The 26904-nt window shown below is 66.3% G+C and carries 28 protein-coding genes and 1 pseudogene; 16 read left to right on the forward strand and 13 right to left on the reverse strand.

Features of this window, described 5'->3' with window-relative positions; translation table 11 throughout:
• The first annotated feature begins 10 nt into the window (after positions 1–10).
• A complete protein-coding gene (locus HALNA_RS13430) occupies positions 11–1078 on the forward strand; it encodes a hypothetical protein (RefSeq protein ID WP_049936857.1) in 1068 nt (355 codons plus the stop codon).
• Between the two features lie 3 nt (positions 1079–1081).
• Here HALNA_RS13430 and HALNA_RS13435 read toward each other — a convergent pair whose 3' ends face one another.
• On the reverse strand, positions 1082–2095 hold the full coding sequence (locus HALNA_RS13435; RefSeq protein ID WP_084510039.1) for a sodium:calcium antiporter: 1014 nt from the start codon (positions 2093–2095) through the stop codon (positions 1082–1084).
• A 140-nt stretch (positions 2096–2235) separates the two neighbouring features.
• Between HALNA_RS13435 and HALNA_RS13440 the strand changes: the two genes are divergently transcribed.
• The 7 genes from HALNA_RS13440 (at position 2236) to HALNA_RS13470 (ending at position 8719) form a co-directional block, all read left to right on the forward strand.
• A complete protein-coding gene (locus HALNA_RS13440; RefSeq protein WP_049936858.1) occupies positions 2236–2907 on the forward strand; it encodes a haloacid dehalogenase type II in 672 nt (223 codons plus the stop codon).
• Positions 2908–2993: 86 nt separating this feature from the next.
• Positions 2994–4367 (forward strand): substrate-binding protein, encoded by a 1374-nt coding sequence (locus HALNA_RS13445; protein ID WP_049936859.1) that lies wholly within the window; start codon positions 2994–2996, stop codon positions 4365–4367.
• A 136-nt stretch (positions 4368–4503) separates the two neighbouring features.
• Positions 4504–5445 carry a branched-chain amino acid ABC transporter permease gene (locus HALNA_RS13450; protein ID WP_049936860.1) on the forward strand — a complete coding sequence of 314 codons (942 nt, stop codon included), beginning with the start codon at positions 4504–4506 and terminating at the stop codon, positions 5443–5445.
• A complete protein-coding gene (locus HALNA_RS13455) occupies positions 5442–6539 on the forward strand; it encodes a branched-chain amino acid ABC transporter permease (RefSeq protein WP_049936861.1) in 1098 nt (365 codons plus the stop codon). Before HALNA_RS13450 ends, HALNA_RS13455 begins: the two co-directional genes overlap by 4 nt.
• Positions 6539–7297 (forward strand): ABC transporter ATP-binding protein, encoded by a 759-nt coding sequence (locus HALNA_RS13460; protein WP_049936862.1) that lies wholly within the window; start codon positions 6539–6541, stop codon positions 7295–7297. The genes HALNA_RS13455 and HALNA_RS13460 overlap by 1 nt, the downstream gene beginning before the upstream one ends.
• Complete coding sequence (locus HALNA_RS13465; RefSeq protein ID WP_049936863.1) at positions 7294–8037, forward strand: ABC transporter ATP-binding protein; 744 nt, start codon at positions 7294–7296, stop codon at positions 8035–8037. Before HALNA_RS13460 ends, HALNA_RS13465 begins: the two co-directional genes overlap by 4 nt.
• Position 8038: 1 nt before the next feature.
• Positions 8039–8719 (forward strand): thioredoxin family protein, encoded by a 681-nt coding sequence (locus tag HALNA_RS13470; RefSeq protein WP_049936864.1) that lies wholly within the window; start codon positions 8039–8041, stop codon positions 8717–8719.
• A gap of 31 nt (positions 8720–8750) precedes the next feature.
• On the opposite strand, the gene HALNA_RS13475 is transcribed toward HALNA_RS13470, so the two are convergent.
• The 6 genes from HALNA_RS13475 to HALNA_RS13500 form a co-directional block, all read right to left on the reverse strand.
• On the reverse strand, positions 8751–9149 hold the full coding sequence (locus HALNA_RS13475) for a universal stress protein (RefSeq protein ID WP_049936865.1): 399 nt from the start codon (positions 9147–9149) through the stop codon (positions 8751–8753).
• A 38-nt stretch (positions 9150–9187) separates the two neighbouring features.
• Entirely contained in the window at positions 9188–9448 is a 261-nt protein-coding gene (locus HALNA_RS13480; protein WP_049936866.1) for a DUF7520 family protein, read from the reverse strand.
• A 181-nt stretch (positions 9449–9629) separates the two neighbouring features.
• The gene (locus HALNA_RS13485; RefSeq protein WP_049938074.1) at positions 9630–11357 is read right to left on the reverse strand and encodes a cbb3-type cytochrome c oxidase subunit I; all 1728 of its coding nucleotides are present in this window, start codon (positions 11355–11357) and stop codon (positions 9630–9632) included.
• A gap of 144 nt (positions 11358–11501) precedes the next feature.
• The gene (locus HALNA_RS13490) at positions 11502–11798 is read right to left on the reverse strand and encodes a DUF6684 family protein (protein ID WP_049936868.1); all 297 of its coding nucleotides are present in this window, start codon (positions 11796–11798) and stop codon (positions 11502–11504) included.
• An 88-nt stretch (positions 11799–11886) separates the two neighbouring features.
• Positions 11887–12249 (reverse strand): DUF7541 family protein, encoded by a 363-nt coding sequence (locus HALNA_RS13495; protein WP_049938075.1) that lies wholly within the window; start codon positions 12247–12249, stop codon positions 11887–11889.
• Positions 12250–12316: 67 nt separating this feature from the next.
• Complete coding sequence (locus HALNA_RS13500; protein WP_049936869.1) at positions 12317–12520, reverse strand: VNG_1110C family protein; 204 nt, start codon at positions 12518–12520, stop codon at positions 12317–12319.
• A gap of 112 nt (positions 12521–12632) precedes the next feature.
• On the opposite strand from HALNA_RS13500, the gene HALNA_RS13505 reads away from it, so the two are divergent.
• Together HALNA_RS13505 and HALNA_RS13510 are read left to right on the forward strand one after the other, a co-directional pair.
• The gene (locus HALNA_RS13505) at positions 12633–13745 is read left to right on the forward strand and encodes an OBG GTPase family GTP-binding protein (protein WP_049936871.1); all 1113 of its coding nucleotides are present in this window, start codon (positions 12633–12635) and stop codon (positions 13743–13745) included.
• Positions 13742–14170 carry a TIGR04206 family protein gene (locus HALNA_RS13510; RefSeq protein WP_049936872.1) on the forward strand — a complete coding sequence of 143 codons (429 nt, stop codon included), beginning with the start codon at positions 13742–13744 and terminating at the stop codon, positions 14168–14170. Before HALNA_RS13505 ends, HALNA_RS13510 begins: the two co-directional genes overlap by 4 nt.
• A 12-nt stretch (positions 14171–14182) precedes the next feature.
• Here the strand turns inward: HALNA_RS13510 and HALNA_RS13515 are convergent, their stop codons facing one another.
• On the reverse strand, positions 14183–15181 hold the full coding sequence (locus tag HALNA_RS13515; RefSeq protein ID WP_049936873.1) for an NADP-dependent oxidoreductase: 999 nt from the start codon (positions 15179–15181) through the stop codon (positions 14183–14185).
• A gap of 89 nt (positions 15182–15270) precedes the next feature.
• On the opposite strand from HALNA_RS13515, the gene HALNA_RS13520 reads away from it, so the two are divergent.
• Positions 15271–15807 carry a helix-turn-helix domain-containing protein gene (locus HALNA_RS13520; protein ID WP_049936874.1) on the forward strand — a complete coding sequence of 179 codons (537 nt, stop codon included), beginning with the start codon at positions 15271–15273 and terminating at the stop codon, positions 15805–15807.
• A 102-nt stretch (positions 15808–15909) separates the two neighbouring features.
• Positions 15910–17112 (forward strand): serine-tRNA(Ala) deacylase AlaX, encoded by a 1203-nt coding sequence (locus HALNA_RS13525; RefSeq protein WP_049936875.1) that lies wholly within the window; start codon positions 15910–15912, stop codon positions 17110–17112.
• Here the strand turns inward: HALNA_RS13525 and HALNA_RS13530 are convergent.
• Positions 17109–18323 carry a carboxypeptidase regulatory-like domain-containing protein gene (locus HALNA_RS13530; protein WP_049936876.1) on the reverse strand — a complete coding sequence of 405 codons (1215 nt, stop codon included), beginning with the start codon at positions 18321–18323 and terminating at the stop codon, positions 17109–17111. The two genes, HALNA_RS13525 and HALNA_RS13530, sit on opposite strands and share 4 nt — an antisense overlap.
• Positions 18324–18422: 99 nt before the next feature.
• Here HALNA_RS13530 and HALNA_RS13535 point away from each other — a divergent pair, with 99 nt between their 5' ends.
• From HALNA_RS13535 to HALNA_RS13550, 4 genes and pseudogenes are all read left to right on the forward strand, one after another.
• Complete coding sequence (locus HALNA_RS13535; RefSeq protein ID WP_049936877.1) at positions 18423–18959, forward strand: HAD family hydrolase; 537 nt, start codon at positions 18423–18425, stop codon at positions 18957–18959.
• A 353-nt stretch (positions 18960–19312) separates the two neighbouring features.
• Complete coding sequence (locus tag HALNA_RS13540; protein WP_049936878.1) at positions 19313–20665, forward strand: ribonuclease J; 1353 nt, start codon at positions 19313–19315, stop codon at positions 20663–20665.
• A complete protein-coding gene (idsA3, locus tag HALNA_RS13545) occupies positions 20662–21708 on the forward strand; it encodes a geranylfarnesyl diphosphate synthase (RefSeq protein ID WP_049936879.1) in 1047 nt (348 codons plus the stop codon). Before HALNA_RS13540 ends, idsA3 begins: the two co-directional genes overlap by 4 nt.
• Before the next feature lie 398 nt (positions 21709–22106).
• Positions 22107–22880 (forward strand): annotated as a pseudogene (locus HALNA_RS13550) (RNA-guided endonuclease InsQ/TnpB family protein); the annotation flags it as partial.
• 11 nt (positions 22881–22891) lie between these two features.
• Here the strand turns inward: HALNA_RS13550 and HALNA_RS13555 are convergent.
• The 4 genes from HALNA_RS13555 to HALNA_RS13570 all read right to left on the reverse strand — a co-directional run bounded on the left by HALNA_RS13555 (position 22892) and on the right by HALNA_RS13570 (position 26833).
• On the reverse strand, positions 22892–23836 hold the full coding sequence (locus tag HALNA_RS13555) for a metal-dependent hydrolase (RefSeq protein WP_049936880.1): 945 nt from the start codon (positions 23834–23836) through the stop codon (positions 22892–22894).
• A 55-nt stretch (positions 23837–23891) separates the two neighbouring features.
• The gene (locus HALNA_RS13560) at positions 23892–24440 is read right to left on the reverse strand and encodes a mechanosensitive ion channel domain-containing protein (protein WP_049936881.1); all 549 of its coding nucleotides are present in this window, start codon (positions 24438–24440) and stop codon (positions 23892–23894) included.
• 31 nt (positions 24441–24471) lie between these two features.
• Entirely contained in the window at positions 24472–24807 is a 336-nt protein-coding gene (locus tag HALNA_RS13565; RefSeq protein ID WP_049936882.1) for a DUF7116 family protein, read from the reverse strand.
• Positions 24808–24892: 85 nt separating this feature from the next.
• On the reverse strand, positions 24893–26833 hold the full coding sequence (locus tag HALNA_RS13570) for a methyl-accepting chemotaxis protein (protein WP_084510040.1): 1941 nt from the start codon (positions 26831–26833) through the stop codon (positions 24893–24895).
• Positions 26834–26904 lie beyond the last annotated feature (71 nt).

The following is a 26904-nucleotide window of genomic DNA, read 5'->3' on the forward strand; positions in this document are numbered from 1 at the left end:
GAACGGACCGATGGAGTACAACGCGACATCGCTGTGGGTGAGTCGGATCGTCGACTGGGGACGGGGATACGTCGACCGACCGTTTCTCGTGGCGTTTCTGCTCATGGGGTGGATTCCGGTCGTCTGTTCGGTCGTCGCGCTCGATTCGTCCGAGGCCTCGACGGCGTTTCTCGTCGGGCAGGCGCTCGCCTGTCTGATGGTGGTGCCCGCGCCCTTCGACGTGTGGTACTACGACGAGCGCCTCCTGCCGCAGTTTTTCGACGACATCGAACTCATCACGGCTACGGAGAGCCACGACGCGCTCGATCGGCTGGCGGAACGATACGACACGTACTACGTCAAGTACTGGTGGGTGAGCACGCTGGTCTGGGTCGGGCTCGTCCTCACCGTGTTCGTCGTCGGCCAAGGCTATTTCCGGGGCCAGGGGATCGACACCCTCGTCGAACGGGGCGCGTATCTCGGCTTCTTCTGTTACTGGCTCCTGTTCGCCGGCCTGCGGTCCCACGGGGGCCTGATCACGGTCTTCGTGATCCGTGCGTTCGCGGAGGAGGTGACACTCGACGTGGACCCACTCCATCCCGACGGTCTCGGCGGTCTCAGCACCGTCGGGACGTTCGCTATTCGCATGACTATCATCACCTCGCTGGGATCGCTCGCGCTCCCGCTTTCCTTCCAGATCGCCAGCCACATCGCGTACGAGGAGGTCGTCTACGTCGGCGTCGCGCTGTTCGTTCTGCTGGTCGCGCTCAACTTCCTCTATCCGACGTACAAGGTGAATCGTCGGGCACAGGACCTTCGCGAGAAGATGCTCGACAACCACCGCGAGCGCATCCGCAAACTCGAAAAACGGCTCGCGTTACTGACGGAGAACGAGGCGGACCTGCCGGACGACGGCCTCGCCGAAACGAACGACGAACTGCTGGAACTGGAGATTCGTCGTGCCCGACGCGAGTACGAGGACTACCAGAACGTCCAGCTCTACCCCCTCTCGATCGGAATAATCACCCGACTGGTCAGTTCGATCCTGCTTCCCGTCTGTTTCATTCTGTTCGAACTGTTCGTCACCGGATCGCTGTGACCGTCAGATGCCCTGTACCCCATCGACCACGCCGACCGTCTCGAGGATCATCCAGCCCAAAAAGACCCCGTACAGGCCGAGTAGCGCGTAGGCTTCGGGATTCGTGAGTTCGAGGTGGGTTCGTGTGAGGACGACGAAGACGATGGTGGCGAAGGCGAGAAAGCCCATCAGAGGGATGGCGACGAGGAAGTTGACGGTGGCCGTCCCCGCGAGGACGACGCCGACGGGGATGGCGACGAGGAGATTGAACGTGTTGCTCCCGAGGACGTTGGTGAGGCTGGTGACGCTGTCGTCGTCGGCGGCCGCGCGGACGCTGACGAAGGCGTCCGGGAGGCTCGTCGCCGCGGCGATGACGGTCAATCCCCACAGGAACGGCGGCGTGCCGAAGGCGACGCCGAAGTCGAGGGCGGCGCTGACGATGCCCTCGACGCCGACGGCGATGACGGCGAGCGAGACCGCGAGTCGCCCCCACTCGCGGCCCAGGTCGATGTCGGGCGGGGGACTCGGGGCGTGGTCGCGGGTGTCCTGATACTGGAGGAAGACGTAGACGCCGTAAGTGACGAGGGGGAGAATCGCGAGCGCAGGGGTGAGAATCGCCGCCTCGTTGGTCCCGCCGGGGACGTACGTCGCCCCGAGGGCGAAGGTGAGAAAGAGGACGAGGACGCTGATGATGTAGAACTGGGCGTCCTTGTGGACGATGTCGCGGGTGGCTTCGAGTTCCTCGCTGGCGAGCGCGGAGACGGCGGGGATGACGAGCAGGTTGAAGATGGCGGAGCCGACGATTGCGCCGACGCCGAGCGAGAACTCGCCGTGGAGCAGGGTGCTGATGACGACGGAGCTAAGCTCGGGGAAGCTAGAGCCGACGGCGACGACGACGGCGCCGTGGACGGCGACCGGGAGGCCGTAGTGGCGGCTGAGCCGCCCGGCACCCCGTTCGAGCTGTTCGCTTCCGATCCAGATGACGCCGGTCGAGACGAGGGCGAGGGCGGCGGCGATACCGAGGCCAGCTCCGATCACTGTCCGACAATCGACAGCCGGCGTCAAAGAACTGTCCGTTCGGGAACGACCGTGCCGCGGGGGAACGGCTCGTACGGAGTGTCGTGACGGGGGAACCTGCGACAGTCAGTATCAAGGAGCTGTCGCGCGTTGGGCCGCTCATGGCCGGACTCTGCTTCGACATGTACGGGACGCTCTGTGATACGAGTAGCGTGCGAACGCGCCTCGGCGAGGCACTCGACGTCCCCGAGCGCCTGGTGGCCGCCGTGGACGAGACGTGGCGACGCAAACAGCTCCAGTACTCCTACCAGAGCGCACAGATGGACGACTACGAGCCGTTCTGGGAGATCACGGGCCACGCGCTCGACTACGCGCTCGCGGCGTACGACCTCGATCCGACCCCAGACACCCGCGAGCGTATCCGGAGCGCGTACGACCGCCTCGATCCGTTTCCGGGCGCCGTCGAGGCGCTTACGCGCCTCGGCGAGGCCGGACACGACGTGGTCGTCCTCTCGAACGGCAACCCGGCGATGCTCGAACGTCTGGCCGAAAACGCGGGGCTTGCTCCCCACCTCGACGGCGTACTGAGCGCGGACGCGGTGCGGACGTTCAAACCCGACCCGGCGGTGTACGAACACGCCGCGGAGACGCTGGACCGCCCGCTCGACGACTGTCGATTGATCTCCTCGAACGCGTGGGACGTGGCCGGCGCCGGTAACGCGGGGATGGCGACGACGTGGGTAAACCGCACGCGCGACCCGCCGGAATCGATCGGTGCCACACCGGGCCGGATCGCCGACACCCTTCCGGCCGTCGCCGACGATTTATGTTGATTATCTATCAGTAGTTCGGCGAATTTCACACGAACGTTATCGTAAAAACAGAAACTATTATTAGTGTTCTGGCTACCCATTTGTGCATGGGTAGCAATGACAGCCGTCTGGACAGACGCGATGTGATCAAGGCCGCCGGCGCCGCCGGCACTGCTGGACTGGTCGGGTTGGCCGGCTGTTCGGGTGGCGGCGGTGGCGGTGGCGGTGGCGGTGGCGGCGGTGGCGAATCGGAGTACCCCGAACTCGGCAACTACCCCGTCGAGGGTGATACGGCGACGCTCGGGTTCAACGTCCCGCAGTCCGGGCCGTACGCCTCCGAGGGGCAGGACGAACTGCGCGCGTACGAACTCGCGGTCAAGCACCTGAACAACGGCGGCGGCTGGGTCGACTCCCAGTTCGACGACCTCTCCGGCGACGGCGTCCTCGACTACCAGATCGACTCGGTGAGCGGCGACACCGCGACCGACGCCGACACCGCGCGCCAGTCCGCTTCGCGGATGATTCAGCGCGACAACGCGGTCATGGTGACCGGCGGGTCGTCCTCCGCCGTCGCCATCGCGGTCCAGGAGCTGTGTCAGCGCGAGAAGGTCCCGTTCATGGCCTGTCTGACCCACTCCAACGAGACGACGGGGGCGAACTGCGTGCGCTACGGCTTCCGCGAGATGTTCAACGCGTACATGACGGGACAGGCGCTCGCGCCGGTGCTGACCGAAGAGTACGGGAGCGACCTGCAGTTCTACCAGCTCTACGCCGACTACAGCTGGGGCCAGACCGTCCAGGAATCGATGAATCAGTTCCTGACCGAGGCAGGCTGGGAACAGGTCAACTCCGTCGCCACGCCGCTCGGCACCAGCGACTACTCCTCGTACCTCTCGCAGGCGGCGAACTCCGACGCCGACGTGCTCCTGCTGGACCACTACGGACTGGACGGCGCAACGTCCGTGAGCCAGGCCGTCGACGCCGGCCTCGACGAGAACATGGAGATCGTCGTCCCGCTGTACAACCGCCCGATGGCGGAGGCGGCGGGCGCAGCCATCGAGGGTGTCTTCGGCACCGTCGCCTGGGACTCCCAGATCGACAACACCCCGTCCCAGGAGTTCCTGCAGACGTTCCAGAACGAGTACGACCGCATCCCGTCCGGGCCGGCACAGCTCGCCTACGCCCAGACGCTCCAGTACGCGGCGGCGGTCGAGCGCGCAGGCACGTTCTACCCGCCGGAAGTGATCCGTCAGCTGGAAGGTTACGAGTACAGCAACATCGGCATGGGTGCCGAGTTGATGCGTGCCTGCGACCACCAGGCCCAGCGCGACGTGCCCGTCGTCCGCGGGCTACCCGAGTCCGAACAGTCCGCAGGCCAGTACTTCGAGATCATCAACATCACGAGTCGCGACGAACTCGGCTACGCCTGCGACGCCGGTCCCGCAGCCGAGTGTGAACTCGGCGAGTACGGCGACGAATAACCGCGGTCGTCCGGCGCGGATCGCACTCGCGCCGCAGCACAAAATTATAGTAAATAATGCTCAATCACACGTATATGACACTACCACCCGGAGCCCCTCGTCGGTCCACCGAGCGTGGCGTCCGTGAGGTGAGAGGATGAGTTTCCACATCGAGGCGATAACCGTCCTGCTCAACGGCCTCCAGCAGGGTGCAATCTACGTCCTGCTTGCCGTGGGCCTGTCGATCATCCTCGGCACGCTGAAGTTCGTCAACTTCGCCCACGGGGCGCTGTATCTCGTCGGGACCTACGCGGGACTGCTGTTGGCCCTCGAAATCAACCTGACGAGCGGACTGCTTCAGGAGTGGGGCGTCTCGACGCTCGGACTCGGCCTGGGCTACATCCCCGCGCTGATCATCGTCCCCCTCGTCGTCTTCGTCGTCGGCCTGGCGATGGAACGCTTCGTCGTCGAACCGTTCAAGAATCGACCCGACACCGACCAGATCCTCGTCACCTTCGGGCTTGCGATCATCGTCCAGGAAGTCTTCCGGGCCTTCTTCGGATCGAGCAGCCTGCCGTTCAGCCAGCCCGCGTGGGCACAGGGCCCGCCGCAGGTTCCCTTCCTGACGGCTATTCCCATCTCCTCGTGGCGGTACTACGTCATCGGGATCACGGCGATTCTGGTGCTCGTCGTTTACGTTCTCGTCGAGTTCACCGATTTCGGCCTGATCGTCCGCGCCGGCACCCGGGACCCCGAGATGGTGGAACTGCTCGGTATCCGGCTGAGCCGGCCGTACATCGTCGTCTTCGGTATCGGCGCGGCGCTCGCCGGCGTCGCCGGCGTCGTCGGCGGCCCGCTCAATCCCGTCAACCCCACCATCGGCAACGAGATTCTCGTCCCCGCGTTCCTGACCGTCGTCATCGGCGGCGTCGGCTCCATCGCCGGCGCCGTCCTCGGGGGCGTCCTGTTCGGCCTCACACAGGCCATCCTCGTGGCGACGTACTCCGCGTGGGCGCAGGTGGGTCTGTACGCCATCGCCGCCATCGTCCTGCTCGTTCGGCCACAGGGCCTGCTCGGCGAAGAGGGGGTGGCGCCGTGAGCGACGAACCCGCGCCGGCGAACGAGGCGGACGCGAGCGCCGTCGTCGACGCCACCGGCGTCTGGATCTTCCGGGGCAACGAGTTACGGGTCGTCGCCGGCACCGCCGTCCTCCTCGCGCTCTTCCCGTTCGTCTTCGCCCGGATGCCCGTCGTGAGCGGCCTGCTACAGGGGTATCAGAGCCTCGCGACGCTCATCCTCATCTGGGGCATCTTCGCGCTCGGCTTCGACCTGCTGCTCGGCTACACCGGCCTCCTCTCCTTTGGCCACGCCGCCTTCTGGGGTGGAGCCGCCTACGCCGCCGGTATCTTCAGCCAGAACGTCTCCGGGTCTCCGGTCCTGATGGTGGCCGCCGGCACCACCTTTGCCGTCCTGCTTGCGTGGGTGCTCGGATTCCTCTCGTTGCGCCGCGGCGGTATCTACTTCGCCATCCTCACGCTCGCGTTCGCTCAGATGTTGTTCTACATGTCCTCGTCGCCGCTCGCGTTCCTCACCGGCGGCGAGAACGGGTTTACGGGCGTCGAAACGACTGAACTGCTCGGTATCTTCCCCCTGGAGGGCGAGTTGCCACTCGTCCTCGAGACGCTGCTCGGAACCTGGCTCTACCTGTTCGTGGCGATCGTCACCTTGCTCTGTGTGGCGCTTGCCTACCGCATCCTCAACTCGCCGTACGGGATGGTGTTTCGTGCCATCCGCGAGAACGAACAGCGCGCGGAGTTCGTCGGACTGAACGTCTGGCGCTACCGCTTGATGTCTTTCATCCTCTCCGGCCTCTTTGCCGGCGTCGCCGGGAGCCTCTTTACCATTCACGGCTCGTACGTCCCGCTCTCCTCGTTTTACTGGACGACGAGTGGCGAGGTGGTCATCATGACCGTCCTCGGCGGGACGGGGTCGCTGTTCGGCCCCGTCGTGGGCGCCGCCGTCTACCTCTACGTCGAGAACATCGTCAGCGGCGGGCATCCGTTCGATTTCATCGCCCCCTTCTGGCACCTCATCCTAGGGCTGGTGTTCGTCGTCGTCATCTGGACGTTCCCCCGCGGCATCTGGGGCTTCTTCTGCGACGTTCGTGACTTCGTCACCGGAGGTGAGGACTGATGGCGCTTCTCGAAACGGAGGACCTCGTCAAGGAGTTCGGCGGCCTCGTCGCGACCGACGACGTAAACCTCACCGTCGAGGAGAACGAACGCGTCTCGATCATCGGGCCGAACGGGGCCGGCAAATCGACGCTGATCAACCTCATCACACGGCGTCTCGACCCCACGTCGGGCGACATCCGGTTCAAAGGCGAGTCGATCGTGAACCGCGACCCCCACGAGGTGGTCCAGATGGGCGTCAGCAAGTCGTTCCAGACCGCCTCCATCTTCTCGAATCTCACCGTTCGTGAGAACGCCGAAATCGCCGCACTCGCGGCCGAACACGGTTCCTTCGGATTCAAGTTTCTCGAACACCGTGACAGCCTCACCGGCGTCCACGAGGTGGCACGGGACACCCTCAACGCCGTTGGCCTCCTGAGTCAGGCCGACCGCACGGCGTCGGAACTCCCCTACGGCGACAAGCGTCGCCTCGAAATCGGTATCGCGCTCGCGGCCGAACCGGATCTCCTCCTGATGGACGAGCCGACCGCGGGGATGTCGCCCGAAGAGACCGAGGCGACGGTCGACCTCGTCGAGGAGGTCAAGCAGGAACTCGGGTTGACGTTCGTCCTCATCGAACACGACATGGAAATCGTCTTCAGAGTGTCCGACCGCATCGTCGTCCTCAATCGCGGCCGGGTCATCGCCGAAGGAACGCCCGAGGAAATCAGGGGCGACCCGGAGGTACAGGAGGCGTATCTTGGAGGTGTCGATCTGTGAGCCTACTCGAAGTCGACGCCATCGACGCCTACTACGACGAGAGTCACATCCTGCGTGATCTCTCGCTCTCCGTCCAAGAGGGCGAAATCTGTGCGCTGCTCGGACGCAACGGCGCGGGCAAGACGACGACCCTGCGCGCTATTGCCGGGGCGAAACCGCCACAGGTTCGCGACGGCTCGGTCACGTTCAAAGGCGACGACATCACCTCGATGCCAGCCGACGACGTGGCGATGCAAGGTATCTCGCTCGTTCCCGAGGAACGGCGGGTGTTCGCCAACCTCAGCGTCGAGGAGAACCTCCGGATCGCCGAGGTGTCCCGTAACCGCTCGAACACGTGGAGTCGGCCGCTCACGTCGACGGGGACCTCTATGTCCACCGAACAGGTGTACGACGACTTCCCCCGGCTCCGCGAGCGCAAGACACAGAAAGCCGGCACGCTCTCGGGCGGCGAACAGCAGATGCTCGCCATCGCCCGCGCGCTCAAACAGAGTACAGATCTCCTCCTCCTCGACGAACCGTACGAGGGGCTCGCGCCCAAAATCGTCGAGGACGTGGAGGCGGCCGTCGAGCGCATCAGCGATCAGGGCGTGACGATCCTGCTCGTCGAGCAGAACGCCGCCGCCGCCATCAAGATCGCCGACCGAGCGTACGTCGTCGACCAGGGAGAGGCCGTCTTCGACGGAACCGCCGACGAACTCCGCGAGGACGAAACGACCCGCGAGCGCTACCTCGGTGTCTAAGATGGCCGGCTCCGACCCTTCGACCGCGGCGCTCGACGACGCCATCGACGACCTCGTCGCCGCCGGTCTCGTCGACGAGACCGACGACGGACTCGCCACGACCGAGGCGTTCGAGTCGACCCGGCGGATCTACCGCGATACGTACGGTGCCGTCGACGACGACGACTTTCGACGGACGGTCGCGGACACGTTCGGCGTGAGCGAATCCGTCGCGGCCGACCGGATCGAACACGGGGCGATCACCCGCGAGGGCCTGATCGCGTACCTCTCGCTTCGGTCGGAGACCGATGACGTCGACGACGAGCGACTGGCGACGATGGCGACGCTCGTCGCCGAACTCTCGCCGGGATCGCCCGTCCCCGACCGGCTCCGGGAACTCGACGACGAGTCGTGGCCCGCGTTTCTCGACGACCATCCCGACGCGGTCGTGACGGTGTGGCGCCACGACTGCGCACCCTGTGTGGCGCTGAAAGAGAATCTCGACGCCGTGCTGTCGGCACTCCCGGACGGGGTGGCCGTCGCCGGCGTCGACGGCGAGTCGGTCCCGGAGTTCCGGCGGGCGGTCGGCGTCGACACCGCGCCCGCGGTCTGTTCGTTCCGCGGCGGCGACCTCGAGGACGTGACGACTGGCCGGCAGTCCGTCGAGACGTACGTGGATCGGTTCGCGGCGGTGTTCGAGTAGCGAACACCGTCGGGAAGGAGTTCGGTCGCAGTTATTCCTCGGTGTCGCCCGCGACCATCACCGGCCGGTTCGCGTTCAGGATCACCGTCTGTGTGACGCTCCCGAACAGCGCCTTGCCCGTGGGCGACCGTTTTCGGCCGGCCACGACGATCAGGTTCGCGTCCGTTTCTTCCGCAACTTCGAGCAGTTGGTCGGCGGGGTCGCCGCTCGATTCGGCCACTTCGACGTCGATGCCTCGCTCCTCGAGGAAGTCGGTCGCGTGACGCACGGACGCAAGCTGGGACGCCGACGCACCGCTCGGATTGTCGGTGAAGCTGTGGATCACCGTCACCCGCTTCTCGGACGTCTCGCCGGGCAGGTCGGCGACCGCACGCGCACAGGCCATCGCTCGCTCCTCGTTGTCGTCGACACCGATCACGACGTGGTACATACTACCAGTTCGACGAGCCAGCACTAAGTTTCTTTACTTTACGCCGTCTCCATATCGAGTCGATCCGAGAGGTAGACGACGAGAGCCAGTGGGAGGCCGAGCACCACCGCGACAGTTACCATCCCGTACACGGCGAATCCGGCGCCGTTCGGCGGGAGCGAAACGAGGAAGAACAGCCGGGGCGGGGCGGGTAGTTCGACGACTTCTCCGAGGACGACCCCGAGGAATCCGGCGATTCCCACGATGACGGCGTAGAGAATCAGGACGAACCGTCGGCCGTCGCGGCGTGTTTCCGACACGGACGGGCGTACGGTCCACGGTGGATTATCGCTTTCCCTTCGAACCGATGGGCCTTTGCCGACACCTCCCGTGGATCCATCTATGAGCAACACGGATATCCTCGGCATCATCCTGGGGAGCGTCGCACTCCTGATGTTCGTCACCGGGATTCTGCTGGCAACGTAATACGGCGGTCGGTCGTCAGTCGTCGGTCGGTTCGCCGCCGTCGGTGGCGAGATCCTCTTGCTCGTCGCCGCCGTCCGCGAGGGCGGTCTCCTGCTTGTTCTCGAACCACTGCCACTCGTTGGTGTAGACGTTCTCCTCGCGGAGGTCCCACGGGTCGCCGTCCTGCACCTTCGGACCTTCGAGCCACGAGACGACGAAGTTGTACGTCCAGATGAGGCCGCCGACGAACATCAGCACCGCGCCGAGCGTCGCGACCTGGTGGAAGGTGGCGAACTGGGGCAGGTAGGTGGCGTACCGCCGCGGCATCCCGCCGTACCCAAGCACAATCATCGCGAGGAAGGTGATGTTCGAGCCGAACATCCACAGCCAGAAGTGTGCCTTACCGAGGCGGCGCTGGTACATCCGGCCGGAGACCAGCGGGAACCAGTAGTAGAGGCCGGCGAAGCCGGCGAAGGCGATGGCCCCCATGACGACGTAGTGGAAGTGCCCGACGACGTAGTAGGTGTCGTGAAGCACCAGGTCGACGGGGATGGAGGCGAGGAACACGCCGGTGACGCCGCCGATGATGAAGTTGGAGACGAAGCCGATACAGAACAGCATCGGCGTCGTCAGGCGAAGCTTCCCGTTCCACATCGTCGTGATCCAGTTGAACGTCTTCACCGCGGAGGGGATGGCGATAGCCATCGACACCGCCATGAACGAGGCGCGCAGGCGCGGGTCCATGCCGGTGGCGAACATGTGGTGGGCCCAGACGCCGAAGGAGAGCACGCCGATGGCGAGCGTGGAGTAGACGACGAATTTGAACCCGAACAGCCGACGCCCGGAGAACCGCGGGAGGACGTAGCTAACGATGCCCATGGGGGGCAAGACGAGGATGTACACCTCCGGGTGACCGAAGAACCAGAACAGGTGTTGCCAAAGCATCGTCCCGCCGGCCTCGATGGCGAAGAAGCTGGTTCCGAGGTTGCGGTCCAGCAGAAGCATGATCAGCGCGCTTCCCAGGAGGGGGAAGGCAAAGAGGATCAGCCCGGACTGGGTGAGGATGGTCCACGAGAAGATGTCGAGGTTCGCCCAGGTGACTTCCTCCGCACGCTCGGTGAGGATGGTCGCGATGAAGTTGATCGACCCCATCGTCGCCGAGACGCCGGTGAGGTGGAGGCCGAGGATCATGAGGTCGACGCCGGCGTTGGCCTGATTGCCAGCCCCGGCGCCCGTCGAGAGTGGCGTATAGAGCGTCCACGCCGTCTGGGCCGGGATGATATCACCGAGCGGGAAAAAGCCCGCCCAGATGAGGAGCGCACCCGGCGGCAGGAGCCAGAACGCGATGGCGTTGATCCGCGGGAACGCCATGTCGTCCGCATCGATGAGCAAGGGGACTAGGTAGTTCGCGAACGCCGCGATGATGGGCGTTCCGAACAGGAACAGCATGGTGATCCCGTGACTCGTCAGCAACGAGTTGTAGAACGTGTTCGACAGGAGCGTCATCCCGGGATCGAGCAGTTCGATCCGCATCAGCATGATCATCAGGCCGCCGACGACGAAGGCGATGACGCCGTAGAGGCCGTACAGCATACCGATGTCCTTGTGGTCGACCGTCGTCAGCCAGCGACTGATACCGGCCGGTTTCTCCCGTGAGACGTACCCCGATTCGCCGGCCGCCCCGCCACTTCCCAGTGGCGTGTACGACCGCCAGTCTTCGATCCGCGCGAGCCACGCGGCGATGATCACGAGGAAGAGCCCCATGAGCACCGTCAACGCTAACTGTCCGGTGATCTGCATGGACGTTGCTCAGGAACGCAGGGTTAAGAAATATTCGGGTACGCGCCGGGAAATCGCGGCATCCGCGCAGGGCTCGGCGCCCCCGAAACCGGGCCGCGCCGCGACCCCTCACTCCTCGTGTTCGTCTTCGATCGGTTCGGCTCCGTCGACCGTCGCGCCGCCCGGCAGGTACACCGGGGCGGTTTTCTCCGCCGTCGCGATGGCCTTCCCCGACAGATACGTCAGGATGGCCAGCAGGACGAATGGAGCGAGCAACAGCGCGACTTGAAGGATGCGCCCTCCCAAATCGACTCCGAACGGGTTGTACACGACGTATCCGACAAAGAAAAAGAGGAGGATGAACAGCGGCACGAAGTTCACCGTCAGATCGAGGAGGGTGTCCCGATCGAACACGTTTATCGCCATAGTGGAGAACAAACACAGGCCGAACAAATAGGTTTCCATCGGAACGGATCGTGGCACCGGGGCGGCCCCGTCGGCGCCGACGGGAGTCTCAGATCGTCTCGCGTTTCGGCACGAACAGTTCACCGGCGATGCCGGCCACGGCGAGGAGTGCGCCGGCCGTGATGATGGCGTACCCGCGTGTCACGAGGTTCACCTCGGTGAACGCGAGGACGCCGCCGACGACGAACAGCAGGCCGGCAAAGGCAACGAGCGGTCGCCACGCCGTCTTTGCGTAGCCCGACTCCCGAATCATGCCGGTCAGGCTCCCACAGAACAGGAGCAGACCGCCGACGGCGACGACGAACACGTCGAACAGGATGCCGAGTTCCGCGACGGGGATGCCGAACGCCACGAAGATGGGCCACGGACTCGCCATCCGATACTGATCGCTTAGCCCAGGTTGATCGTCCATACTGGTCGTAGCGACCGGATCGTAGAAAACGCTTCGACCCGTCCGTCCGATCGGCCGATCGCTCACTTCAGGCGACGTTGACACCGTGACGGGCGAGAAACTGGCCAACGTCCTTGATCTCGACCGGACTGCCGACGATCCGACACATCCCCTCCCCGGTGGTGAAGACGCTGACGGCGAACTCGGATTCGATATCGCCCCGAATGCCGTCCAGCGATTCGCACGGCACCACGATCTGCGTGCTGTCTCGCAACCGCTCGGGGCCCGACATCGGTGTAGTTGTTTCGGTACCCCGATATAACCGTGTCGAAAGTCTATCACTTGCGTGATCGCGACGGGCCGAAAGGACAGGTTTTTCGACGCCGCCGGCCGAGGGTCGGGTGATGGGTCTGGAGGAGGAGATCGAGGACCTCCGCGAGGAGATCACCAACACGCCGTACAACAAGTCGACCGAACAGCATATCGGCCGGCTGAAGGCGAAGCTCGCGGAAAAAAAGGAGAAACTCGAACGGCAGGCCTCCTCGGGCGGCGGTCAGGGCTACGCCGTCGAGAAGACGGGCGACGCCACCGTCGGCCTGGTCGGCTTCCCCAGCGTCGGCAAGTCGACCCTGCTCAACGCCCTCACGAACGCCGAGAGCGAAGTCGGCGAGTACGAGTTCACCACCCTCAACGTGAACCCGGGGATGCTCAAGTACAACGGCGCGAACATTCAGATGCTCGACGTGCCGGGGCTGATCGAGGGGGCCGCCGGCGGCCGCGGCGGCGGGCAGGAAGTCCTCTCGGTCGTCCGGACGACCGATCTCGTCGTCTTCATGCTCTCGGTGTTCGAAATTCAGCAGTACGACCGGCTCCGCGAGGAGCTGTACGCCAACAAGGTGCGACTGGACACCTCACCACCGAACCTCTCCATCTCCAAGACCGGCAAGGGTGGCCTGCGCGTGACGACCACCGACGACGTGGCACTGGACGAGGGGACGATCAAGAGCGTCCTGCGCGAACACGGCTACGTCAACGCCGACGTGACGGTCCGCGGGGACTGCACCATCGACGAACTCATCGACGGCATCCAGGACAACCGGGTCTACCTCCCCTCCATCGTCGCGGTCAACAAGGCCGATCTGATCGACAAGGACTACCTTCCGACGGTAGAGGAGAACCTCCGTGATCACGGCCTCGACCCCGACGAAGTGGTGTTCATCAGCGCCGAGGAGGAGCGCGGCCTCGACGCCCTCAGGGAGAAAATCTGGGAGGCACTCGGGATGATCCGCGTCTACATGGACAAGCCGGGCCGTGGCGTCGACTACGACGAACCGCTCGTCTTGCGCGAGGGGAAAAACACCGTCGACGACGCCCTGACCAAACTCGGGGGGACGCTCGACGAGCGGTTCCGCTTCGCCCGCGTCACCGGCCCCAGCGCGAAACACGACGAACAGCAGGTCGGTCGCGACCACGAACTGCAGGACGAGGACGTGATGCGCGTCGTCGCCCGGCGATAGTGCCCGACCGCTCGCCGCTGCTGGTCGTCGTAGCGCTCCTCGTCGTCCCGTGGTCGGTCCAGACGTTCGCGGGCGCTCGCCCGCCAGGATTCGTCTTCCCGTGGGGGCTGGTCAACTTCGATCCGTTCTCGGTCACGTTCATCTGGGACTTCCTCTTCCGGTATACGATGGGCCTTCCCGACTACATCCTCGCTTGGCCGCTCTCGGTGGGGTGTTATCTCCTCGCGCTCGCGAGCGCGGCCGGTGGCGCCGCCGTCGGCCGCGAGGATCCGCGCCTGACCGCCGGCCTCCTCGCGGCCGCTGGCGTGGCGCAGTTGACCCTCGCCCGCGGCTTTTCGTTCCAGCCCGGCCGGGCCGGCTGGCCGCTCGGGACGCTCGCCTGCTGGCTCGTCGCGTGGTGGGTGTACCGACGGCGCGACGCGTGAGCCGCGGTCCGCCTACTCCGCGACGCGGACGACCTGTTTGCCGACGTTGTCGCCCGAGAAGAGACCGAGGAACGCGTCGGGCGCGTTCTCGAGGCCATCGACAACCGTCTCGCGGTGGTCGAGTTCGCCAGACGCCACCCACGTTTCGAGTTGTTCGCGCGCCGCGTCGAAGCGCGTCGCGTAGTCGCTGACGAGGAGCCCCTCGACTTTCGCCCGCGACGCGATGAGCAGCGGGAGCGTCCGCGGTCCAGTCGGAACGCGCTCGTCGTTGTAGTGGGCGATCTGTCCGCAGACGGCGACGCGGGCGTCGACGTTCAGTTTCGTGAACACCGCGTCCGTGATCGGACCGCCGACGTTGTCGAAGTAGACGTCGACGCCGCCCGGCGCGGCGTCGTCGAGCGCCGTGCGGTAGTCGTCGGTCGCCTTGTAGTTGATCGCGGCGTCGAAGCCGAGGCCGTCGGCGAGCCACGCCGTCTTCTCATCCGTGCCGGCGAACCCGACGACGCGACAGCCGTTCAGTTTCGCAATCTGCCCTACCGTCGAGCCGACGGCGCCGGCCGCCCCCGAGACGACGACGGTGTCGCCGGGGCGGGGGTCGCCAACGTCGAGGAGGCCGAAGTAGGCCGTCCGGCCCGGCATGCCGAGGACGCCCAGATACGCGGGGAGGGCCGCCACGTCGGGGTCCACGGGGGTCGCGTCGTCGGCGTCGAGGACGCTGTACTCGCTCCACGTGCCACGGCCGGCCACGAGGTCACCGACCTCGTACCCGTCGTGCTCGCTCTCGACGACTTCGCCGACCACCCCGCCCTCGAGGGGGTCGCCGACCGCCCACGGCTCGGCGTAGGACTCGCCCGCCCGCATCCGACCCCGCATGTAGGGATCGACGGAGAGGTACCGAACGCGCACGAGGAGTTCGCCGAACCGCGGCGTCGGCCGGTCGACCTCGCGCAGGTCGAAGCTGTCGAGGGTCGGTTCGCCTTCCGGTCGCTCGGCGAAGTGCCAGGCTCGCATACGCGCCGTTCGGCGCCGGCACGGAGGTACCTTCCGACTCGACGCCCCGTGGACCGGACGTTGAAATAGGTCGGCCGGATATGGAACGTATGACGAAATACTCGACCGGCTCGGACCGAGGAGGCGGCGACGGCGACGCCTGCGAGCTCTGTGGCCGCGAGACGGCGAACCTCGAGCGCGCCACCGTCGCGGGCGCGAGCCTGCTCGTCTGTTCGGACTGTGCCCCCCACGGTGACACCGGCGGGCGCGGCGGCGGTGGGGGCGAGGGGGCCAGCGGCGGGTCGGGTTCGCGGACCGACGCCGACGAGCCCAACCGTCGCAAACGCGCCGCCCGGAACACCGCCCGCATCTACGACGCGTCCCGGGGCAACACGAAACGCTGGGAGCGGGAGGGGACCGACTACGAGGAGGACCGCCTCCCCTATCTCGTCTCCGGCTACGGTGACCGCGTCGAGGCGGCGCGACAGGGCGCCGGGCTGACGGTCGAGGAACTCGCCACGGACCTGGAGGCCGACGCCGACGATGTGCTCGCGCTCGAACAGGGGCGAGCCACCCGTGCCGGCGTCGGCGGCTCGCTCGTCCGCGCCGTCGAGAAGCGCCTCGGCGTCGAACTCGTGGACGAGTAGCGCCGGCTGGGGGGAGTCACCGCCCCAGTGACGAACGGCTCGACACGGGGCGACCGGCTGAAGAGGGAACGATTTTACTCACCCGGCACCCGACTGGCGGCCATGCAGACACGAGCCCCCGCCGAACCCGACGTTCGGGAGTTCGAAGCGACGGTCGAACGCGTCGACGACGCCGCAGACGGCCCCGCGGTCGTTCTCGACGAGACGTACTTCTACGCCGAGAGCGGCGGCCAGCCGGCCGATAGAGGATCGCTCGCTGGTGTCCCCGTCGCGGACGTACAGAAGGCTGCCGACGGCGTCGTCCACTACCTCGCCGAGGACGCCACACTCGCCCCCGGCGACGACGTCGTCGGCGTGGTCGACGACGAATTTCGTACGTACTGCACCCGCGCCCACACGGCGAGCCACCTGCTCTACGGCGCGGGGCGTCGCGTACTCGACGACCTGGGGTACGGGGGCTTCGGCATCGACGCCGAGAAGGTCCGCGTCGACTTCGCCACCTCGACCGACATCGACGACGCGACCCTGGTCGAACTCGAGCGCCTCACCAACCGTGCCGTGTGGGACTCCCGCCCCGTCTCGTGGGCGGAGGTGCCCGTCGACGAGGCGCGCGCACGCGACGACGTGGCGTTCAACACGAAGACCGAGGAGGGCGTGATGGACGGCGCCGACACCGTCCGCCTCGTCGACATCGAGGGGTGGGACGTGGCGGCCTGTGGTGGCACGCACGTCTCGAATACGCGGGTGGTCGGGCCGGTCGAGGTGCTGGAGCGGTCCAACCCCGGCGAGGGACTGACACGCGTCGAGTTCGCGGTGGGGCCGCCGGCCATCGACCGCCGGGCGACGGTTCGGGACGCCGCCCTCGACGCCGCACGGGCCCTCGGGACGGGCGTCGACGCCCTCGACGGGGCCGTCGCGTCTCTGCGGGCCGAACGCGACGACTTGGCGGCCGAGGTGCAGGCGTACAAATCCGAGGTGCTAGGGGCACGTCTCGACGACCTTCCGACGACCGAGCGCGACGGGAAGGTCTGGCGGGTCGGGACCGTCGCGGACTTCGGCCCCAACGAGGTGGGCGAGGCCGTACAGGACCGCGCTGGCGACGACGCGGACGTCATCGCCGTCGTCGGCGAGGAGTCGGCGCCCTACGTGGTCGTGGCGACGGTGGGCGGCGTGGACGCGGGTGACCTCGTTTCCGACCTGACCGACGAGTTCGGCGGGGGCGGTGGTGGCGGACCGACGTTCGCTCAGGGCGGCGGCCTCGACGCGGCGCCGGAGGCGGTCGTCGCGGCCCTGCGGGAGGCCTAGCGGCGCACGAACCGGGCGGCGAAGAGGAGCGTCGCGAGGACGGCGAGGACCGCCCCGAATCCGGGACTGGTTCCGGTCGTCGTCGTCGCCGTCGGGGTGGGCGTCGCGGTGGGGGATGGCGTCGGCGTCGCCGTGTCGCCGTCGGCGCTGATCGCCTCGACCGACACCTCGTTCGACCGGACGCCGTTCCGCGTCACGTAGAGGGTGTGGTCGCCGGGGTCGTCGATCCGCACGGCGGCCTCGCCCTCGCCGTCGGTGGTCCCGGCGCGTTCACCGTCCAGGTAGATCGTCGCGTCCGTCGAGGGCTCACCGTACGCGTTGGTGGCGGTGATGACGAGTCGCTCGCCGGCCACGATGCGTTCGTTGGCGGCGGCGAGCGTGATCGACGGCGTGCGCGAGAGGTCGACCGAGACGGTGGTCGCCTCCTCCCCGACCGTCAGGTCGCGTTCGACGGTCCGGTAGCCGTCGCGAGTCACGCGGAGAGTGGTCTCCGTGTTGACCGGGGCGGTCACGCTGGCGTTGCCGCCGCGATCCGTTCGGCTCCCGCCGACGCCGACGAGGGTGACGTTCGCCCCCGCGACGGGACGTGCGGGGTCGAAGTGCGGGTCGACGACCCGGACATCGACGGCCGTCGATCCGCGCCGGAGGGCGACGCGGTTCGTGATCTCGCCGTCGATGTCGAGCGACTTTCGCCGCGTGTAGTAGCCGGCCTTGCTGACGGTGATCGAGTACGACCCCGCCTGGAGGACGCCGGACTCGAAGACGCCGTTCGGGCCGGTCGTTCCCGTCTCCACGTCTAGGCCTCCCCGTTCGATGAGGACCGACGCGTTGGCGACGGGACCGTCGTCGTCGCTCACTTCGAGACGGACCGAGCTCTTACGGAACACGTCGACGGTGACATCGTCTTCGGTCGCCTCGGCGATTCGGTAGGGGCTGTTGCGGACGTACCGCGGGTGGGTCACGGCGATGGACACCGAGGCGCCCGCGGGCACGTCGACGAACGCCTTGCCGTTCGCGGCCGTCGTCGCCGTCGTCGATCCGCCGTCCCACGTCACGTCGAGGTCGGCGTCCGATATCGGATTCCCGGCTTGATCGCGGACGGTGACGGTGAGGGTGACCGTCTCGCCGTTCGACTGGGCGACGGCGACGCTCGCCGGAGCGACGAGGGACAGCACGAGGACCACACACAGGACCGCAGGAAGCCGTGACATGGCCGCATATACGTCGGCGTGCTGTAAATACCCGGTGGCACGGCGTCGCCGATCCGGCCGACCGAAGCCCACATTATCGGCGACAGCATATCAACGGCCGTGACTCCGGAGCCCAACGAGTACGGCGCGGTCGTGTACGACCTCGACGGGACGCTCGTCCGCCTCGCGGTCGACTGGGACGCCGCCGCCAGCGACGCGGTGGCTGCCTTCGCCGACGCGGGCGTCGACGCCGCCGACGCCGACCTCTGGTCGCTGTTCGAGACGGCGCCGGAGTACGGCCTCGGGGCGGAGTTGGAGGCGATTCTCGCCGATCACGAGCGCCGTGGGGCCGAGGACGCGACACGCCTCCCGCACGCCGACCGCGTTCCGGAGTGGCCCGTCCCCGTCGGCGTCTGCTCGCTCAACGCCGAGTCGGCCTGTCGGCTGGCCCTCGATCGGCACGACCTGTTGGGGCACGTCGACGCCGTGGTCGGCCGGGACTCTGTGGCGACACACAAACCCGACCCCGAACCCCTGCTGACGACCATCGACCGCCTCGGCGCCGACCCGTCGTCGTCGTTGTTCGTCGGCGACTCCGAGCGCGACGCCGTGACCGCGGAGCGAGCGGGCGTCGCCTTCGAGTGGGTGGACGGCTGATAGTGTTTCTCGTAACTGTGTGCCGGTAGCTCGCCGACCCGTTCCGGCGGGCCACCGGTACTGACTGACGATAACACTATGAGCGAGTCCGCGATCCGTCGTGACGGTGTGTCGTAGCCCGTCCGAGGGCGCCCCGGTTACGCGTGGCCGTCGCTCGCGCCGGCGACCCACGCACTTTTTATCACCCGGGGTTGTAGGCCCATGTACCAACGACCCGCGGGCAAATGCGGAAAGCGGCCGCATGCGGGGACCAGCGACCGACGTGCTGCAAGACGCCGGGGCCGGTGGCCCCCAGACGGGATTTGCGTGAGCACCCCTGCCACAGTTGTGGCGTTTCAATGCTCGGATAAACCATGGAAATCGAAATCGCAACAATCGGCGGCTACGAGGAAGTCGGACGGCAGATGACTGCTGTCCGGGCCGGGAGCGACGTCGTCATCTTCGATATGGGTCTGAACCTGTCGCAGGTCCTGATCCACGACAACGTCGAAACCGAACAGATGCACAGTCTCGACCTGATCGACATGGGTGCCATCCCCGACGACCGGGTGATGAGCGACCTCGAAGGGGACGTACAGGCGATCGTCCCGACCCACGGTCACCTCGACCACATCGGCGCCATCTCGAAACTCGCCCACCGCTACGACGCGCCCGTCGTCGCGACGCCCTTTACGATCGAACTGGTGAAACAGCAGGTCCAGAGCGAGGACAAGTTCAACGTCGGCAACGACCTGGTGAAGATGGACGCGGGATCGACGATGTCCATCGGCGACTCGGGCAACGTCGAACTCGAGTTCGTCAACGTCACCCACTCGATCATCGACGCGATCAACCCCGTTCTCCACACGCCCGAAGGCGCCATCGTCTACGGGCTGGACAAGCGGATGGACCACTCGCCGGTCATCGGCGACCCCATCGACATGGACCGGTTCCGCGAGATCGGTCGTGAGGGCGCCGGCGTCCTCTGTTACATCGAGGACTGTACGAACGCGGGTCGGAAGGGCCGCACCCCCAGCGAGTCCGTCGCGCGCAAACACCTGCGCGATACGATGTACGCCATCGAGGACTACGACGGCGGCATCGTGGCCACTACGTTCAGTTCCCACATCGCCCGCGTCACTAGCCTCGTCGAGTTCGCGGAGGACATCGGGCGCCAGCCCGTCCTGCTCGGCCGATCGATGGAGAAGTACTCGGGCACCGCCGAGCGCCTGAACTTCGTCGACTTCCCGGATGACCTCGGGATGTACGGCCACCGCAAATCCGTCGACCGGACGTTCAAGCGGATCATGAAAGAGGGCAAGGAGAACTACCTCCCCATCGTCACGGGCCACCAGGGCGAACCGCGCGCGATGCTGACGCGGATGGGTCGCGGCGAGACGCCGTACGAACTGGAGAACGGCGACAAGGTGCTGTTCTCGGCGCGCGTGATTCCGGAACCGACGAACGAGGGCCAGCGCTACCAGTCCGAGCGCCTCCTCGGGATGCAGGGCGCCCGCATCTACGACGACATTCACGTCTCCGGCCACCTGCGCAACGAAGGTCACTACGAGATGCTGGACGCGCTTCAGCCCCAGCACGTCATCCCGGCCCACCAGGACCTCGAAGGGTTCGCACCCTACGTCGACCTGGCCGAGGGGCAGGGCTACGCCCTGGGCCGTGACCTCCACGTCACGCGCAACGGCAACATGATTCAGCTGGTGGAATGACGACCGATTCGACGGAAGAGCAGGTGCTCGCGGCGGTCCGCGAGCGCCGCGAGCGGGTCAACGCGGCCATCGACGAGGACCTCCCCCTCGTGGCGCCGGAACGGCTCTGGGAGGCGTCGCGCTACCTGCTGAAAGCGGGTGGCAAGCGCCTCCGACCGACCGTCTCCCTGTTGGCCGCCGAGGCCATCGCGGACGTACCGCCGCTCTCCGTCGACTATCGCCAGTTCCCCGCCCTCGACGGCGACGAGGTGGACGTGATGGCCGGGGCGTTGAGTCTCGAAGTCATCCAGTCGTTTACCCTCATCCACGACGACATCATGGACGACGACGCGCTCCGTCGCGGGGTGCCCGCCGTCCACAAAGCCTACGACGTGGACACCGCCATCCTCGCGGGCGATACGCTCTACTCCACCGCCTTCGAAATCATGGCGGAGACGGGCGCCGCGCCCGAAAACGGGTTAGAGGCGATGCGGATGCTCGCGGAGACCTGCACCCGCATCTGTGAGGGACAGGCACTCGACGTGGAGTTCGAGCGTCGAACCGACGTGCTCCCCGACGAGTATCTGGAGATGGTCGAGTCGAAAACCGCCGTCCTCTACGGCGACGCGGCGGCGACACCCGCCGTCCTCCTCGACGCCGACGACGAGGTGGTCGACGCGCTCTACGCCTACGGCATCAACTCGGGGTCGGCGTTCCAGATCCAAGACGACGTGCTCGACCTGACGGTTCCGTCGGAAAAGCTCGGCAAACAGCGGGGCTCGGACCTCGTCGAGAACAAGGAGACGCTCATCACGCTCCACGCCCGCCAGCAGGGCGTCGACGTGGACGCCTTGGTCGACGCCGAGGACGCAGACGCCCTGACCGACGACGAAGTCGAGGACGCGGTGGCGACGCTGAACGAGGCGGGCAGCATCGAGTACGCCCGCGGGAAGGCCCGGTCGCTCGTCGACGAGAGCAAGCGAAACCTCGAAGTCCTCCCCGACAACGAGGCGCGGTCGCTGCTGGAGGCTATCGCGGAGTACCTCATCTCGCGGGGCTACTGATAGTGTTTATTGTAAGTCATTACCGGGGAGGTCGCCGGACCGTCTTGGCGACCCCCCGGTAACCAGTTACAATAAACACTATGAGGGCCGTTTTCGGCGGCTGCGGCATTTTAACTGGAATTAGGCGCTAAGTCCCCTTCCTCAAGGAGCAACGCAGGGAGCGAAGCGACCGAGTAGCGCAGTAGGGAGGGGATACAGCGTTGACGAGACGCTCCGCGTCTCGTCTGCCCACGAGAGCTTTGCTCTCGTGAACGCCGCACGATTCTCAAACACGTTCACCGCCCGGCCCACAGGCCCACCGCTACCTTCATGTCTATTCAAAGTCTATACATCGGTGATGGATAGGTTTGAAATCGAAGGCGAAGAAGTCCTCGACGGGACGGCAAAACCGTCGGGGCGAAGCAACGCCGGAGAAACCTGAGAAACCAGAGCGAGTCGTTGGTATCGACGTGGGGATTCTCAAGTACGCCCACGATACTGACGGGTACGCCATTGAGAGTCCCGACTTCAGCGAGGAACGTGAGCGACTCGAACGCGCACAACACGACCTCTCGCGGAAGGAACACGGCTCTGCGAATTGGGAAAAACAACGTCGGGTTGTTGCCGAATGCCACGCCGACCTGAAGCGCAAGCGGCGAGACTTCTTGCACAAACTCTCGAACTACTACGCGACCGAGTACGACTTGGTGGCCGTTGAGGATTTGGACGCGAAGGGACTGGTCGAACTCCCGGGCAACTCTCGTAATCGAGCGGGAGCGGCGTGGGGGACGTTCCTGTGGATGCTCGAATACAAGTGCGAGCGCGAAGGAACGCACTTCGTCGCGGTTGACTCGAAAGATACGACGAAGGAGTGTGCGTCCTGCGGTGTCAAGACCGAAAAACCGCTGTGGGTTCGTGAACACTCGTGTCCTTCGTGTGGGTTCGAGGCGGATAGGGACGCGAATGCGGCGTGGAACATTCGTTCTCGCGGTCTCGAAAAAGTAGGAGTGGTTCACTCCGAATCAACGTCCCCAGAAATCAAAGATTTCTGGTGTGCGGACGAATCGCGTCGCGATTCGTCAACGCCTGTGGAGACTGCGCTCCCTGTGGATACGTCCGTATCTGCAAAGCGCGTCGTGGAAGCAGGAAGCCACACCCTCAAGGAGCGAACCGCGTCAGCGGTGAGCGAGTAGGGTGGGGTAGTTCACACGATCACGTAGGCGACGGTGTAGGCCAGCCACGCGACCGTAATCGCGGAGAGTCCGGTCAGTCCCGCACCGAGCCAGTCCGGCGGTTCGACGGAGGGGCCGCGACCGACGAGGCGGACGCGCGGGAGGACGCCAACCAGACCGACGCCGAGCACCGAGAACACGAACGGGTAGGAGAGATCGAGCGTCGGCGCCGGGATGAGGAGGATGCTCGCGGCGTAGCCGGCGCCGAGGGTCGCCCGCGTCCCCACGGCTGTCGTCGGCCGCAAGCCGGTAGCGAGACAGACGATGGCGACGGCAGCCCAGACGGTTCCGAGTTCGGTGCCGAACGCGGCCAGGAGGTGGAGCGTGGGGTCGGCCGCGAGCGCAACTCGTTCGGTCACCAGCGCGGCGTCGAGCGGGTAGAGCATCGCGGGCGGCTCCCCGGTAAACAGGTCGCCGAAGGGGTGTGAGAGGAGGCCGACGAGGGCCACGACGAGGGTCTCGGGCGCCGTCACCTCGGCGTGATGGCCGGCAACTGCCGCGACGGTTGCCGCGCCGAGGACGAACAGGAGCGTGATCAGCGCCGCCAGCGAGCCGCCGACGGCGGCGACCAGCCCGACCAGGAGGACGGCGAGGGCGACGGAGAGCGCCCGGGTAGGTCGGGTGTCGACGACCCGAAGGGCGGCCAGCAGAGCCACCGGGAACGCGAGGACGAGCGAGTGGGTGACGGCCCGGTGGACGACGTTCCCGGTCGACCAGAACGCGCCCGCGACGGCGAGGGCGCCGCTCCCGGTCGCGCTCGCGACGCCGACGAGCGCGTACACCATGTCCACGTCGGGGAGCACGGCGAAGGCACCGGCGACGACGGCGAGGGTGAGCGCCCGCTCCGTGGTCCACCCACGGACGACGGCGACGCTCCCGACGAGGGCGAACGCCAGCGCTGCGTGACCGACGAACATACCCCGAATTCTCGGGGCGCGAATATAAACTACGCGGGCGGCGTGCGATCAATTGTCAGGATTCGGTGGCGATCTTGGTCCACCGGGCCTCGATGTCGGCGTTCCCGCGGACGACGGTGTCGTCCGCCACGGCAAAGCGCGTCTTTCGGAGTTCGATGGACTGCACGACGCCCGTCATGTCGCCGACGCGGACGGTGTCGCCCGCCTCGAAGTCGGGATCACGGAGGAGGTAGACGCCGGCGACGGCGTCGGCGATCATGTCGCTCGTGGCGTAGGAAACGCCGAGGGCGAGGAAACCGGCGGCGGTGCCAAGCGACGCCGCGATGCCGTCCAGTCCGACGACGGAGAGCGTCGAGAGGCCGACGCCGAACCAGAGGAAGACGGCGACGATCGTGGTGAGAAACTGGCGATAGACGGGGGACTCACCGCCCATCGTCCGGCCGAGCACGGCGTTCAGGACGACGAGGACGGCCTTGACGAGAATCGCCGCGAGTGCCAGAAAAACGAGGCCGGTGACGACCGTTGGGATGGCCTCGACGAGGCGGCGAACGAACTCGTCGAGCGCTCGAGTGAGAACGTTCGACTGGAGTGCAACGCCACGCATACACTACGTGGCGGCCGCCCGCCACTAAAGATTACGCGCCGGCCGCGCGGGCGACGACCTCGTAGTCGTCGCCGTCGACGCCGATGACGGCCCACTCGTAGTCGAGGTCGAGTCCCGAGAGTCGATCACGGAGATCCCCTGCGGCCTCCATCCACGTGACGAAGCATCGAAGTCGATACTCCGTTGTCCCCCCGTCGGCTCTGAGTTCGGGAGGCGACGACGCGTCTTCCGCATCGAGTGCGGTCACGTGAACGGTTCGCCACTTGCGTTCGGCCCTGAGATCGACCCCGTCGCCGTCGACGGAGTATCCGAGGCGGCGGAACACGTCCCGCGCCTCTTCGACAGGTGGCATGGTAACAGGGGCCATGTAGACTCCGATACGACGGGTTGGGTCATAAATGTTACCACGGTTATAACTGTCTCCTCGGGACGTACACCGGCCGTTTACGGGATTATCGGGACGGCGTCGCGGACGCCGATCCCGTCCGTGAGTCGGTCGTATCGCCCACCTCGAACGTCGCCAGCAGTGCCAGGAGTCGTTCGGCTCCCTCGCTGAGCGAGGTGGCGTTGGCGCTGACCTGTGACATCGACGCGGCCTGTTGCTGTGCGGCCGCGGACGCGTGCTCCGTCTCCGAGGCCGTCGCCCGGCTGATGTCGGCGACGTCCTCGACCATCGACACGGCCGCCTCGGTGCTCGCAGCCTGGTCGTCGGCCGTCTCGCTGATGTCCTGGATGCCGCTGTCGGTCGCCTCGGCGTTCTCGGCCACCTGGGAGAAGGCGTCGACGACCTCCTGAAACGCCTCGACGCCCGCCTGCATATCCCGTTCGGCCGCGCGGGCTTCCTCGACGGCCGTCCCCGTCTGTGCCTGCGTCGCTTCGATGAGTTCCTCGATGTCGTTGGCCGAGCCCTGCGTCTCCTCGGCCAGGCTCTTGACCTCGTTGGCGACGACGGCGAAGCCGCTGCCGTCGGTCCCACCGTCGCTACCCGCGCGGGCGGCCTCGATGTTGGCGTTCAGCGCCAGCATGTTCGTCTGCTCGGCGATGTCGCCGATGAGGCCGATGATCTCCTCGATCTCCGCCATCCGCTCGTCGAGCAGTTCGACGGTTTCGACCGTCGAATCGATCGCCCTCTGCACGTCGCGGGCGTCCTCGATCGCCCCCTGTGCCGTTCGCTCGCCGGCCTCGGCGATTTCGGCCGTCTCGTGGGAGCGCTCGGCGACCGTCTCGGCCGAGGCGGCCACCTCCTCGACCGTCGCCGACAGGTCCGTCATCTCCGTCGAGACGGTTTCGAGCATCTCCCGCTGTTCGTGCGCGCCGTCGGCGATCTCCTGGATCGCCTCGCTCACGTCCTCGCTCGCTTCCCGGGCCTCCTCGGCCCCGGTATCGGCCTCCTCGCTCGCGGCGGCGACCGACTCCGCGAACCCCTGGATCTCCTGGATCGTCGACTCCGTCTCGGACATCATCTCGTTGAACGCCTCGCCGATCCGCGCCATCGCCTCGCTCTCGCTGTCGGCGTCAAGTCTGACGGTCAACTCGCCGTCGGCGGCACGCGCCATCGCGGCGCTGTAGGCGTCGGCTTTCGCTTCGAGGTGGTCGTTCAGCCGCTCGACCTCCCGCTGTCGCTTCTCGGCTTCGGCTTTCGCCTCCTCCGCCTCGGCTTTCGCTCGCTCTATTTCGGCCTTTTTGGCCTCCAGTTCCTCGACTTCCTCGCTTTTTCGTTCGGCCTGCTGGAGCTGAATCTCGGCCTCCTCGCGGGAGCGTTCGGTCGAGTACCAGTGCGCCATCAGCGCCACGGCGAGTGCCAACACGAAGAGGCCGTGGATGAGCCCCCAGGCCCACGGGTTGTTGATCGCCGCGGTGTGGTTGTACACCCGCTCCGGGTTGATCATCCCGAACACGCCGTGGGTGAGGACGACGTAGCCGATGCCGAGGGCAAAGGGCACCCAGTCCTCGTAGACGGCGACGACGGCCATCCCGACGAAGAAGTGGAAATGCGCCTCGATGAACCCACCCGAGAAGTGAACGAGGACGACGGAGGTAGAGAGGAATCCGATGGTCGCAAGCGCCGTGCGAACCCGTCGCGGGAGCCACGGAAGCAGCGATGCGACGGCCAGCCCCGCCACGAGACCGAGTTCGAGCAGGACAGTCGTCAGCGGAATCGTCGGTACCGTCGCTCCCGTGATCACCGACTCGGTCCCCTCGTACAGGCCGAGTCCGAACAGGAGCGGAAGCTGTGCCAGCACCAAAATCAGGATGTTCCGGTGGCGGCTCCGCCACGACGCTTCGGGAATCGAGTGGCCGTCGGGAATGTAGTGGACGAACTCCCGACACGTCTGTCGCCAGCCACCGTTCCCGGAGTGCGCAGTCGCGGAGTCGCCCGTAATACTCGCCATCTTACCGGAGCCTGTACAAGTAGACAAAAAAGGACTTCCCACCCGCTATCAGACGTGATATCCCGGAACGG

The organism is Haloplanus natans DSM 17983 (assembly GCF_000427685.1).
Classification (GTDB): Archaea; Halobacteriota; Halobacteria; order Halobacteriales; family Haloferacaceae; genus Haloplanus; species Haloplanus natans.

Bases quoted from the DNA above. Each gene is read 5' to 3' on its own strand.
- HALNA_RS13530 (WP_049936876.1), bottom strand. From the start codon at position 18,323: ATGTCACGGCTTCCTGCGGTCCTGTGTGTGGTCCTCGTGCTGTCCCTC.
- HALNA_RS13440 (WP_049936858.1), top strand. From the start codon at position 2,236: ATGGCCGGACTCTGCTTCGACATGTACGGGACGCTCTGTGATACGAGT.
- HALNA_RS13540 (WP_049936878.1), top strand. From the start codon at position 19,313: ATGGAAATCGAAATCGCAACAATCGGCGGCTACGAGGAAGTCGGACGG.
- HALNA_RS13555 (WP_049936880.1), bottom strand. From the start codon at position 23,836: ATGTTCGTCGGTCACGCAGCGCTGGCGTTCGCCCTCGTCGGGAGCGTC.
- HALNA_RS13560 (WP_049936881.1), bottom strand. From the start codon at position 24,440: ATGCGTGGCGTTGCACTCCAGTCGAACGTTCTCACTCGAGCGCTCGAC.
- HALNA_RS13495 (WP_049938075.1), bottom strand. From the start codon at position 12,249: ATGGACGATCAACCTGGGCTAAGCGATCAGTATCGGATGGCGAGTCCG.
- HALNA_RS13450 (WP_049936860.1), top strand. From the start codon at position 4,504: ATGAGTTTCCACATCGAGGCGATAACCGTCCTGCTCAACGGCCTCCAG.
- HALNA_RS13565 (WP_049936882.1), bottom strand. From the start codon at position 24,807: ATGGCCCCTGTTACCATGCCACCTGTCGAAGAGGCGCGGGACGTGTTC.
- HALNA_RS13445 (WP_049936859.1), top strand. From the start codon at position 2,994: ATGGGTAGCAATGACAGCCGTCTGGACAGACGCGATGTGATCAAGGCC.
- HALNA_RS13485 (WP_049938074.1), bottom strand. From the start codon at position 11,357: ATGGGGCTCTTCCTCGTGATCATCGCCGCGTGGCTCGCGCGGATCGAA.
- HALNA_RS13470 (WP_049936864.1), top strand. From the start codon at position 8,039: ATGGCCGGCTCCGACCCTTCGACCGCGGCGCTCGACGACGCCATCGAC.
- HALNA_RS13475 (WP_049936865.1), bottom strand. From the start codon at position 9,149: ATGTACCACGTCGTGATCGGTGTCGACGACAACGAGGAGCGAGCGATG.
- HALNA_RS13430 (WP_049936857.1), top strand. From the start codon at position 11: ATGGAGTACAACGCGACATCGCTGTGGGTGAGTCGGATCGTCGACTGG.
- HALNA_RS13490 (WP_049936868.1), bottom strand. From the start codon at position 11,798: ATGGCGATAAACGTGTTCGATCGGGACACCCTCCTCGATCTGACGGTG.
- HALNA_RS13500 (WP_049936869.1), bottom strand. From the start codon at position 12,520: ATGTCGGGCCCCGAGCGGTTGCGAGACAGCACGCAGATCGTGGTGCCG.
- idsA3 (WP_049936879.1), top strand. From the start codon at position 20,662: ATGACGACCGATTCGACGGAAGAGCAGGTGCTCGCGGCGGTCCGCGAG.
- HALNA_RS13570 (WP_084510040.1), bottom strand. From the start codon at position 26,833: ATGGCGAGTATTACGGGCGACTCCGCGACTGCGCACTCCGGGAACGGT.
- HALNA_RS13520 (WP_049936874.1), top strand. From the start codon at position 15,271: ATGACGAAATACTCGACCGGCTCGGACCGAGGAGGCGGCGACGGCGAC.
- HALNA_RS13515 (WP_049936873.1), bottom strand. From the start codon at position 15,181: ATGCGAGCCTGGCACTTCGCCGAGCGACCGGAAGGCGAACCGACCCTC.
- HALNA_RS13460 (WP_049936862.1), top strand. From the start codon at position 6,539: ATGGCGCTTCTCGAAACGGAGGACCTCGTCAAGGAGTTCGGCGGCCTC.
- HALNA_RS13505 (WP_049936871.1), top strand. From the start codon at position 12,633: ATGGGTCTGGAGGAGGAGATCGAGGACCTCCGCGAGGAGATCACCAAC.
- HALNA_RS13525 (WP_049936875.1), top strand. From the start codon at position 15,910: ATGCAGACACGAGCCCCCGCCGAACCCGACGTTCGGGAGTTCGAAGCG.